Origin of the sequence: Kribbella antibiotica, from assembly GCF_004349055.1 — a bacterium.
In the GTDB taxonomy this organism is placed as follows: domain Bacteria; phylum Actinomycetota; class Actinomycetes; order Propionibacteriales; family Kribbellaceae; genus Kribbella; species Kribbella antibiotica.
This window is the reverse complement of record NZ_SMKX01000233.1, coordinates 1-10,455: the sequence shown is the minus strand read 5'-3', so window position 1 is coordinate 10,455 and position 10,455 is coordinate 1. Positions and strand designations below refer to the sequence as shown.

10 protein-coding genes are annotated in these 10,455 nt (G+C 66.3%); 7 read left to right on the top strand and 3 right to left on the bottom strand.

Annotated elements, in window-relative coordinates:
- Positions 1 to 153: 153 nt before the first annotated feature.
- Entirely contained in the window at positions 154 to 1,311 is a 1,158-nt protein-coding gene (locus E1263_RS40510) for an ROK family protein (RefSeq protein ID WP_132177470.1), read from the bottom strand.
- Between the two features lie 81 nt (positions 1,312 to 1,392).
- Between E1263_RS40510 and E1263_RS40505 the strand changes: the two genes are divergently transcribed.
- Together E1263_RS40505 and E1263_RS40500 are read left to right on the top strand one after the other, a co-directional pair.
- Positions 1,393 to 1,983: an HAD-IA family hydrolase gene (locus E1263_RS40505; RefSeq protein ID WP_272949730.1), complete on the top strand. Its 591-nt coding sequence runs from the start codon at positions 1,393 to 1,395 to the stop codon at positions 1,981 to 1,983.
- Positions 1,980 to 3,101, top strand: a complete 1,122-nt coding sequence (locus E1263_RS40500; RefSeq protein ID WP_132177466.1) for an MFS transporter — start codon at positions 1,980 to 1,982, stop codon at positions 3,099 to 3,101. The genes E1263_RS40505 and E1263_RS40500 overlap by 4 nt, the downstream gene beginning before the upstream one ends.
- Here the strand turns inward: E1263_RS40500 and E1263_RS40495 are convergent.
- Positions 3,064 to 3,678, bottom strand: coding sequence for an HAD-IA family hydrolase (locus E1263_RS40495; protein ID WP_132177464.1), 615 nt, complete (start codon positions 3,676 to 3,678; stop codon positions 3,064 to 3,066). The two genes, E1263_RS40500 and E1263_RS40495, sit on opposite strands and share 38 nt — an antisense overlap.
- A 274-nt stretch (positions 3,679 to 3,952) precedes the next feature.
- On the opposite strand from E1263_RS40495, the gene E1263_RS40490 reads away from it, so the two are divergent.
- The 5 genes from E1263_RS40490 (at position 3,953) to rpmB (ending at position 9,357) form a co-directional block, all read left to right on the top strand.
- The gene (locus E1263_RS40490; RefSeq protein ID WP_132177462.1) at positions 3,953 to 5,245 is read left to right on the top strand and encodes an ABC transporter substrate-binding protein; all 1,293 of its coding nucleotides are present in this window, start codon (positions 3,953 to 3,955) and stop codon (positions 5,243 to 5,245) included.
- Complete coding sequence (locus tag E1263_RS40485; protein ID WP_132177460.1) at positions 5,245 to 6,225, top strand: carbohydrate ABC transporter permease; 981 nt, start codon at positions 5,245 to 5,247, stop codon at positions 6,223 to 6,225. The genes E1263_RS40490 and E1263_RS40485 overlap by 1 nt, the downstream gene beginning before the upstream one ends.
- A complete protein-coding gene (locus tag E1263_RS40480; protein ID WP_132177458.1) occupies positions 6,215 to 7,042 on the top strand; it encodes a carbohydrate ABC transporter permease in 828 nt (275 codons plus the stop codon). Before E1263_RS40485 ends, E1263_RS40480 begins: the two co-directional genes overlap by 11 nt.
- Positions 7,043 to 7,068: 26 nt before the next feature.
- Entirely contained in the window at positions 7,069 to 9,051 is a 1,983-nt protein-coding gene (locus E1263_RS40475) for an aldo/keto reductase (RefSeq protein ID WP_132177456.1), read from the top strand.
- A gap of 84 nt (positions 9,052 to 9,135) precedes the next feature.
- A complete protein-coding gene (rpmB, locus tag E1263_RS40470) occupies positions 9,136 to 9,357 on the top strand; it encodes a 50S ribosomal protein L28 (protein WP_132177454.1) in 222 nt (73 codons plus the stop codon).
- An 80-nt stretch (positions 9,358 to 9,437) separates the two neighbouring features.
- Here the strand turns inward: rpmB and E1263_RS40465 are convergent.
- Positions 9,438 to 10,455 (bottom strand): SAM-dependent methyltransferase (locus E1263_RS40465; RefSeq protein WP_337590296.1); only part of this gene is annotated, 1,018 nt, incomplete at its 5' end.

Here is a 10,455-nt window from a genome sequence, read left to right as displayed (position 1 = left end):
TGACCCAACGCACGCCGTTCTCCGCTCTAAAGTTCCTGACTCTCGACAAGCCAGAAACCTAGACAGAGAACGGCGTGCACCCATTTCCGACCCGCGCAGAACCCACAGATGCGTCAGAAGAGCCCCAAATGGGGCTCTCCCGGGAGACCGTTCCTAGTGGGTGGCGGCCCAGGTGGCGATGGCGTGCTCGGTGGTGAGGTGGTCTAGGGCTAGGGCGGCGGCGCCTCGGAGGGGGCCGTCGGACTGGTGGGCGGCCACCAGTACGGGCGGGGGAGCGGCGCGGCGGAAGGACATGAGGCCTTCTAGGTAAGCGGTGGTGAAGGTCTGCTCGGCTGCTGCTCGTAGCGGGACTGCCAGGCCGCCCAGGGTGACCACATCCGGGTCGTGGGCGTTGACGAGGCCGGCGATGCCGGAGGCGATGGCCGTGACCACCTGCTCGACGGCGTGGCGGGCTGCGCTGTCGGTGCGAGCCAGTACGGCGTGAGTGTAGGTATGGGGGTCGTCGGGCTCGGGGTCGCGCAGATGGCGGGCGAGGGCGCGGCCGTCGATCTCCAGGTTCCAGCAACCGCGCGCGCCACACGGACACAGCCGGCTGCGGTCGCCGAACGGGGTGTGGCCGAACTCGCCACCGGCGCCGGATGCGCCCTGGATCGGTACGCCGTCGATCAGCAGCGCTCCGCCGATACCTGCCTCGATGATCAGATGTAGTGCGGTCCCAGCGCCGACGGAGGCTCCCGTGCGCGCCTCCGCGACCCCACTGAGCGTTGCGTCGTTGCCGACCAGGAGCGGGACGTCAGTGCCCGCGGTGACTGAGTCGAGGTCCATCTCGAACCACTCCAGTGCCGACGCCTGCAGCATGTACTTGTCGCGCAGCGTCCCGGGCACGGCCAACCCCACGACCTGCAAGCGAGCGCCGTACTGATCCTGTGCGTCGGTGACGGCGCGCCGCAGGTTTCCGAGCACCACCTGCGGCCGCCGCGTGCGGTGCCGACGGTCGTCCTGGCTCAGGAAGCTCCCGTCGAGCGCCACAACCGCACTGCGCCAGTTGCTCTGCCGCAAGTCCAGCACCAGCGCTAGCGGCCCAGACGGGTGCGCCTGCAGCAGTGTGGTCGGCCGACCACGCCCACGGCTCGGTGCGGGTGTCTCCGACAGCAAGTGCAGGTCACGGAGCTTCGCGGTGACCTCGGTGGCCGAACTGCTGCTCAGCCCGAGCTCATGCGCCACCGCCGCGCGGGTGATCCCCGGCTCCCGGCTGACCCGGGTCAGGATCTCCGCGGCGGTCTGCCATTGTCCCCGGCGGCTACTGGTCATAACATAGTCCTATCTTATCCTCGGAGTACGAGTTTAATTGGAGCGTAATTGAACAGCCGCGACAGCAGTGATATCAGGGCCGTGTTGTTCGACATGGACGGCACATTGGTCGATTCCGACGCTGTCGTGGACCGGAGCTGGAGCGCCTGGGCGACCGAGTACGGCCTGTCGCCCGCCACGGTGCTGGCGGTAGCGCACGGCAACCCCGCGGCGGCGACCATCGCGCAGTTCCTGCCTGACCACTCCGAGGCCGAGCGTGCTGAGGCGGGTGCGCGCATCCTGCAGCTGGAGGTCGACGACGTGTCCGACGTCGTGGCCACGCCCGGTGCGCCGGAGCTGATCGAGACGCTCGACCGGCTCGGTGTGCCGTGGGCGATCTACACGAGTGCCCCGGCGCAGCTGGCTAAGGTCCGCCTGGATGCGGCCGGGATCGCACCGACAATCCTGCTCACCATTGACGACGTTGCGCACGGCAAACCCGATCCGGAGGGCTACCTGCGCGTCGCCGAACTGGTCGGCGTACCGATCGAGCAGTGCCTGGTTGTTGAGGACAGTCGTGTCGGGCTGGCCGCGGGGCAGGCCTCGGGTGCGACGACTGCCGGTCTCAAGGGTGTGCCGGGCGACATTGAGCTGCCTGACCTGCACCGTCTCGTTCAGCTGTTCACCGAATGACCTCCCAGTCCGAGGGAGTTCAGATCGGCGTCAGCCTGTCGTCCCTGGGCTACCTGTTGGCTGGGCTCGGCGCCTGCGTCGCCATCCTCGCCCGAGACCTCAACGAGCCCACCGGGCGACTGGCGCTGCTCTCCTCCGCGTTCGCTGTCGGACTGGTCATCGTCGCCGCAGTAGGGCCAAGGCTCCTGCGCATCTGGTCGATCGGCGTCGTGCTGCGTGTCGGCTCACTCGTCTGCGCCTTTGGCGGCGCACTCCTAGCTCTAGCTCCCGTGTACGCCGTGGTGGTCGTAGGCGGACTGTGTGTCGGCCTAGGCGGCGCACTGCTGGTGCTAGTCGCCCCACTGATGCTCCACGGCCCTACCGCGGCCGCACGCCTCAGCCGGGTCAATGCGGTCTCCAGCGCGGCCGGCATCCTCGCTCCGCTCACCATCGGCCTGATCGACGCGCTCGGAATCTCCGGTCGGGTTGCCATGCTGGTCGCCGTACCGCCGCTGCTCGTGCTGGCTGTCCTGAAGGGCCCCGACATCCAAGCGCCCGCCCTCTCCGAGGCGCCCTCCGGTCACGCAGTCGGCCGGACCGTCGCCCTCGGCTGGCTGCGCGTCGTACTGGCTGTCGGTGTCGAGTTCTGCTTCGTCGTCTGGGCAGTGGCCCGTCTAGTCGACTCTGGCGTGACCCTCGCCGTCGCAGCGCTGCTCGGCAGCAGCTTCCCGATCGGTATGGCGGTAGGTCGCGCCATCGGCCCAGTCCACTGGAGAGGTGTCCCGCCAGTCGTTATCGGCGGCTCGCTGGCGATCGTCGGCACGCTGTTCGTCAGCCTGCTCAACGCACCCGCACTGATCGCGGTCGGCCTGGTCATTGCCGGTATCGGCGTCGCCCCGCTCTACCCGGTCACCCTCGCCGCTCTGGTGGCCATGCCAGGCCTCAGTCCCACCCGCCTGGCGGCCCTCGGCGCGCTGGCGTCCGGCACCGCCATCCTCATCACCCCGGCCGCCCTGGCAGGCCTCGCCCGCCTGGTAAACATCAGGCTGGCCTACCTGATCACCATCCCGCTGCTAGTAGTCCTCTTCGCCCTCAGCCGCGTCAGGCCGGCAGTTCGTAGCTCCGCAGTAGCTCACTGAGTGCGTCCGTTCCGTTGGCGAGGTCGTAGACCTCGGCCTTGATACCGATGGAGCGGGCGCCTTCCACGTTGGCCGGGATGTCGTCGATGAACAGCACCGACGACGCCGGTACGCCGGTCGCACCCAGGATGGCGCGGAAGTACGCCGGGTCGGGTTTCGCGAGACCCAGGTCGCACGAGTAGAAGGACTGGTCGAACAGGTCGTCGTACCCGCGGTCGTCGCGCATGATGTCGCGGCGGTAGGCGTGCTGGTTGGTGGCGAGGTGGCACTGGATGCCGCTGCGGCGCAGCTTCTGGATCAGGTCGACGACGACCGGTTCGGCCGCGAACCAGTGCCACGGCTCGATCGCCTCCGAGACCGTCGCGGTCGCGTTCCACCTGGTCAGGACGTCGGCGATGGCGTCCCGGAAGTCCTCTTTGCCGGCGATCGCCGGGCGTTCGGAGCGCATCAGGTCGGTGATGAACTCCTCACCGACCCCTTCTTCGACCATGCCGTACAGCCGGGCGGTCCAATCTTGCGTGCCGCGCTGAATGACGCCGTCGGCGTCGAAGAGGACAGTGGTGATGGCGGACGTCATACGAACATCCTGTCAGCTAGCGCCCCGCGTTGGATGTTCTTTGGCGCTTGCGACGCCCAGGCACGCACCTCACGGCACCGGAGGAACAGCCGCGATGGAAAAGCATCGAGGCCGCTCCTCCGTCACCGCGATGCACGCACCTGGACGCCGCAATCACTCAAACAACCTCCAACGCGGGACGCTAGGCCTTGACCGGTTAAGGCGGTATGCGCTTACCTAATGGCTACGTAAACATGATCGGACACCTTCCAACAGAAAGCGCCGGGTGAGGCGTATGCCGCTGAGCAGAAGGACGTTCCTCGCAGGCGGTGCCGCCGCTGCCGCTGGGCTGACCGGACTGACCGGACTGACCGGATGTGGCTCCCGTAGCTCGCTGGGTGCCGCGAACGAACTGAGCATGTGGACCTGGGTCGGGTCCGTCAACGACGACCTGATCAGCCAGGCCGAGAAGAGCATCCCCGGGTACGACACTCTCAAGCTGTCGATGACGCGGATCGGGAGCAACTACAAGACCAAGGTACTGACCGCGCTGGCCGGCAAGTCGCTGGTCCCGGACATCGTCGCGATCAACGACGACGTGGCGACGTACTTCCCGAACGCCGACCAGTTCCACGACCTGAACGAGCTCGGCGCGAAGGAACGCGAAGCGGACTTCCTGCCCTGGAAGTGGAAGCTCGGCATCACACCGCAGAACAAGATGATGGCCTACCCGATGGACACCGGCCCGACCGCGCTGTTCTACCGCAGCGACATCCTCGCCAAGGCCGGAATCGACATCGATCCGGCCGCGATCGCGGAGCAGGCGCCGGACTGGGACAGCTACATCGCGCTCGCGCAGAAGATCAAGCAGGCTGTCCCCGGCTCCGCGATCACCGACAACATCAACAGCGTCTTCGCCTACCGGATGGCTCAGCAGCCGAAGCGCTACATGGCCGCCGACGGCCAGTACATCGGCGATCAGGACCACGTGCGGGAGGCCTTCGATCTCGCCGTACGGGTGGTGAAGGACGGCCTGTCGGCGAACGCTCAGGACGGGTCGACCGACTCGAAGGCCGTTGTCAGCAACGGCAAACTGGTCGCGTTCAACGCTGCGGTCTGGTGGGCGCAGCTCGGACCGAAGAACGCGGCGCCGAAGACGAAGGGCAACTGGCGGGTGGCGGCGCCTCCTGGTGGGCCGGGCAACCGCGGTGGTTCCTTCCTCGCGATCACGAAGTACTGCAAGAACCCGCAGGCCGCCTTCGCGTTCATCAGCTGGCTGGAGTCGGCGCAGAACCAGGCGCAGGCCTTCCTCGATCCGGTGCTCTTCCCGTCGACGCCGGCCTCCTACACCGACTCCCGGCTGAGCGCTCCGGACGAATTCTTCGGCGGCCAGCAGATCGTCGACGTGTTCGCCGAGTCCGCGAAGAAGTACCCGGGCGCCTTCTTCTCGCCGTACGACTCGATCATCGGGTCCCCGCTGAGCGCCGAACTGGTCAACATCGAGACCGGCGGCAAGTCGCCGGACCAGGCCTGGGCCGACGCGCAACGCCAGATCGAGCGCGAACTGACCCGGGCGGGGGCGATCTGATGCAGAACCGCATCCGGCAGGCCTTCCCGCAGTACGCCGCGATTTCGCCGTTCTTCATCCTGTTCGCGATCTTCGGCGCGTTCCCGGTGCTGTTCTCGATCTGGATCTCGTTCCACTCCTGGGACGGCATCGGGCCGATGAAGTGGGTCGGGCTCGAGCAGTACAGCTACCTGCTCGGCGATCCGACGTTCTGGAAAGCCATCGGCAACACCATGATCATCTGGGTCCTGTCGACGGTCCCGATGCTGTTGCTGGCGTTGGTGATCGCGAATGCGCTGCACAACGCGACCCGCTTCCGCACCTTCTACCGGATCGCGTACTTCATCCCCAACGTCACCTCGGTGGTCGCCGTCACGCTCGTGTTCGGGTCGATCTTCAGCAACAACTTCGGGCTGCTGAACGCGTTCCTGCAGTCGATCGGCCTCGGCAAGATCGAGTGGCTGACGCAGCCGTGGGGGATCAAGATCGCGATCGCCACCATCGTCACCTGGCGCTGGGTCGGCTACAACGCGATCATCTACCTGGCCGGGCTGCAGGCGATCTCGGCCGACGTCTACGAGGCCGCGAAGATGGACGGCGCCAGCCCGCGGCAGACGTTCTGGCGGATCACCGTCCCGATGCTGCGGCCGGTCATCCTGTTCACCGCGGTCACCTCGACCATCGGCGGGCTGCAGATCTTCACCGAGTCCCGGGTGCTGTTCGGCGACACCAGCAACATCGGTGGCCCGGGCGACGCCGGTATGACGATCGTCTCGTACCTCTACCAGAGCGCGTTCATCAAGAACCAGTTCGGGTACGGCGCCGCCATCGGCTGGGCGTTGTTCATCGTGATCGTGCTGTTCAGCATCATCAACTGGCGGCTGATCGGCGGGAGCGACGACGAACGCCTGACGAGCCGGGCTAAACGCCGGGCCGAGCGGAAGATCGCCGTACAGAAGGCTGCTGACGTTCAGGAGAAGGAGCTGGCCGATGTCCGTTGAGCGCCTGCGCACCCTGGTCGGTCACGTCGTGCTGATGCTCGGCGTCGCGGTCTCGCTGTTCCCGTTCTACTGGATGGTGGTGATGGCCTCCAACACCACGCCCGACATCTTCTCCTACCCGCCGAAGCTGCTGATCGGATCGCACCTGTTCGAGAACATGGGCAAGGTGCTCGACAACGTCGACTTCTTCGGGTCGATGCTGCTGACGCTGATCACCGCGGTCTCGGTCACCGTGCTGGTGCTGTTCTTCGACTCGCTGGCCGCGTTCGCGTTCGCGAAGTACCAGTTTCCCGGCCAGAAAGTGCTCTTCGGGTTGCTGCTGGCAACCTTCATGATCCCGGCCCAGCTGTCGCTGGTTCCGCAGTTCGTGACACTGGCGGAGTTCGGCTGGATCGGTTCGCTCAAGGCACTGATCATTCCCGGCGCGGCCAATGCGTTCGGCATCTTCTGGATGCGCCAGTACGCGGCCGGTGCCATCCCGGACGAGCTGATCTCGGCCGCCAAGGTCGACGGTGCCAGCTTCTTCCGGCAGTACCTGTCCGTCGGCCTGCCGGTGCTGCGGCCCGGTCTGGCCTTCCTCGGCATCTTCACGTTCATCAACGTCTGGAACGACTACCTCTGGCCGCTGATCGTGATGACGGATCCGAATCGGCTCACGCTGCAGGTCGCGCTCGATCAGCTCAACGGTTTGTACAACACCGACTACTCGATGGTGATGGCGGGCGCACTGATGAGTGTGATTCCGTTGATCGGGGTGTTCCTGATCGGCGCCCGTTCGTTCATCGCCGATCTCGCCGCCGGCGCCATGAAGTCTTAACCTTTCAACTTGACTAGGACTCTCCTTTGACTGACAGCAAACTCCGCTGGGGCATCCTCGGGACCGGGAACATCGCGTCCCGGTTCGCCGATCAGGTGCCGACGTCACCGACCAACGAGGTCGTCGCGGTCGGCAGCCGGTCGCTCGCCTCGGCCGACGAGTTCGGCACCCGCTTCAACATCCCCAACCGCCACGGCTCGTACGACGCTCTGCTCGCCGACGAGACCGTGGATGCGATCTATGTCGCGACGCCGCACCCGATGCACCCCGAGTGGGCGATCAAGGCGGCCGACGCAGGCAAGCACGTGCTCTGTGAGAAGCCGCTCGCGATCAACAAGGCCTGGGCCGAGGCGATCATCGAGGCGGCCGTGCGCAACGACGTCTTCCTGATGGAGGCGTACATGTACCGCTGCCTCCCGCAGACCAAGCTGGTCGCCCAGCTGGTCCGCGATGGTGAGCTCGGCAAGATCCACCAGATCGAGGCCACCTTCGCCTTCAACGCCGCCTTCAACCCGACCAGCCGCATCTACGCCGACGAGCTCGCCGGCGGCGGCATCCTGGACGTCGGCGGCTACCCGGTCTCGTACGCGCGCCTGATCGCCGGCGCCGACAGAGGACTCCCGTACGCCGAACCTGCCGCCGTCAACGCGGTCGGGACAGTCGGGGAATCCGGCGTCGACGAATGGACGGCCGCGACCCTGTTCTTCGACGGCGGTGTCACCGCACACGTCACCACCGGCGTCCGGCTGGGCGATCAGAACCAGGTCCGGATCGTCGGCAGCAAGGGCTACCTGATCGTCGAGGACCCGTGGTTCGGCGGCGACGGCAAGCCGACCCACGTCAGTTTGCATTTGGTTGGAGCGGACGTCCGTGAGATCTCTGCCGAGCCCGCGCTGATCTACGCCGCCGAGGCCGAGGCGGTCGCCGCTGCGATCGCCGAGCGGCAGGCGCCGGAGATGAACTGGGCCGACACCCTGGGCAACCTGACGGTCCAGGACGCGTGGCGAGCTGCGATCGGTCAGCAGTACGCAAGCGAACGCGACGACGCAGTGGTTCCCACTGCTAGCGGACGTCCGCTAGTGAAGCGGGCCGATGCGCCGATGACTTACGGATCAGTGGCCGGTCTGGACAAGCAGGTGTCGCGGCTGGTCATGGGCGTCGACAACCAGCACAGCCTCACGCACGCGGCCACGCTCTTCGACGACTTCGTCGAGCGCGGTGGGACGACCTTCGACACCGCCTACATCTACGGCGGCGGGTACGGCGAGAAGTTGCTCGGCCAGTGGATGACGACCCGTGGCAACCGCGACGAGGTGGTTGTCATCGGCAAGGGTGCGCACGCCCCGCACTGCGATCCCGCGTCGATCACCCGGCAGCTGGAGGAGAGCCTCGGGCGGCTGCAGACCGACCACGTCGACCTCTACCTGATGCACCGCGACAACGAGGACATTCCGGTCGGCGAGTTCGTCGACGTACTGGATGAGCACTTCAAGGCCGGGCGGATCAAGGCGTACGGCGGGTCCAACTGGTCGCTGGAGCGGTTCGACGAGGCCAATGCCTATGCGGCCGCGCACGGCAAGCAGCCGTTCACGCTGCTCAGCAACCACCTCAGCATGGCGCGAGCGTACGACGTACCGTGGGCCGGCTGCCGGCATGTGTCGGACGACGAGTCGCAGGCGTGGCTACGGGACCGCCAGGTGGCGCTCTTCCCGTGGTCGAGCCAGGCCCGCGGATTCTTCACCGGACGGGCGAAACCCGACGACCGCTCGGACGAGGAACTGGTCCGCTGTTTCTACTCCGAGGAGAACTTCCGTAGACTGGACCGGGCCAGAGAACTCGCGACCGCCAAGGGAGTCGAACCCACCGCGATCGCACTGGCCTGGTTGCTTCATCAGCCGTACCCGGTGTTCCCGTTGATCGGGCCTCGGCACATCAGTGAGACGCGGACCTCGACACCTGGTCTGACGGTGTCGCTGAGCGACGACGAAGTGGCATACCTCACTGCGTGACGAGCGTAGGTTGACCGAATTGGTCGAGCCCTGACACCCATGTAACATGGTTTGTCGGTGTCAAGACCCTGAACACGGAGAACCATGTCTAAGATTTGCGATGTTTGCGGCAAGAAGCCGATGTTCGGCAAGAGCGTTGCCCGTCTGGGTAAGGGCGCGATGATCCGGCGGGTCAAGGCACGTACGAACCGTCGCTTCAACCCCAACGTTCAGCCGGTCCGGGCGATCATCAAGGGAACCCCGACCCGCATGAAGGTGTGCACCTCCTGCATCAAGGCCGGAAAGGTTCAGCGCGTCGTAGGCTGAAACCCCACCACAACCTCCGTGTAGGGCCTGATTAGGCACCCGGTTTTGTACCGGGTGCCTATTCGTGTGTCCTGAGGGTTTTAGCGCCGCTCGGCGACGACCGTGATTTCGTTGCGGTTGTGGTGGAGCTGGCGCGCGTGCAGTACGTCGTACTCCGCGCTCAGGATGTCGAGTCCGCGGCGCGCGCCGTCGAGCGGGTTCTTGCCGCCGCCCTTCAGCGTGACGACCGCCAGACCGCCGCGCTTGAGGTGCTCGGCCGCGTCGAGCATCATCCGCGCGCTCATGACCTGGTCCATCCGCATGTCGTTCACCACGACGTCGAACCTGGTGCGGTTCTCGGCGAAGAACCGGCCGGCCGTCGTCGCCTCGTGATGGATCCCGCGGTCTCCGTGCAGCCGCTCGTCCAGGTAGCCGGGGTCGACCGCCCACACCTCTTGCCCGTGCATCCGCAGGATCCGCGTCCACCCACCGGGTGATGCCCCGAGGTCGACGGCCTTCCCGCCACTCGGCAGCTCCAGCCCGAAGGTCGCGATCGCCTCTTCCAGCTTGAACTCCGACCGCGACACCCGCTCTTCACCACGAGCGAGCCGCATCCGCCCACCGGGCCAGTCCGACAAGCTGTCGGCCAGCCGATTGATCCCGAGCAGGATCGTGCGCGGGCTCTCGAAGCACGAGACGACCCACTTCTGCTCCGACCGGGTGACACCCACGCCGCGCTCGGCGAGCGCTTCTTCGATCCGGTGGTAGTACGACCCACCGGTCCCCGCGCGGTCCGTCCACGCCTGCACCGCTAGCGCCTTCGGATACTCCGGCAGCTCGCCCAGAATCAGCTCCGCGAGCTCATACCCCGGCGGCAACTCGTCCAGGCTGGCGATCTCTTGCGTCAGATGCCGGACAAACATGATCCGCCCCGAGTCACAAGCCGCAGCCAGCTCGTGCACCGCCGGCCCGGTCACCCGGCCAATATCCGCACCGACCCGCTGGAACGGCACCTTCCCGAATTCGGCACGGATCTCCCGCACAGCCCAGTCATAACTGTCACCCGCAACCGAGAACAACACACTCATCCGGCGACCGTACCGGCGCCCACCCCAGATC

Bases quoted from the DNA above. Each gene is read 5' to 3' on its own strand.
- E1263_RS40480 (WP_132177458.1), top strand. From the start codon at position 6,215: ATGTCCGTTGAGCGCCTGCGCACCCTGGTCGGTCACGTCGTGCTGATG.
- E1263_RS40510 (WP_132177470.1), bottom strand. From the start codon at position 1,311: ATGACCAGTAGCCGCCGGGGACAATGGCAGACCGCCGCGGAGATCCTG.
- E1263_RS40490 (WP_132177462.1), top strand. From the start codon at position 3,953: ATGCCGCTGAGCAGAAGGACGTTCCTCGCAGGCGGTGCCGCCGCTGCC.
- E1263_RS40495 (WP_132177464.1), bottom strand. From the start codon at position 3,678: ATGACGTCCGCCATCACCACTGTCCTCTTCGACGCCGACGGCGTCATT.
- E1263_RS40500 (WP_132177466.1), top strand. From the start codon at position 1,980: ATGACCTCCCAGTCCGAGGGAGTTCAGATCGGCGTCAGCCTGTCGTCC.
- rpmB (WP_132177454.1), top strand. From the start codon at position 9,136: ATGTCTAAGATTTGCGATGTTTGCGGCAAGAAGCCGATGTTCGGCAAG.
- E1263_RS40485 (WP_132177460.1), top strand. From the start codon at position 5,245: ATGCAGAACCGCATCCGGCAGGCCTTCCCGCAGTACGCCGCGATTTCG.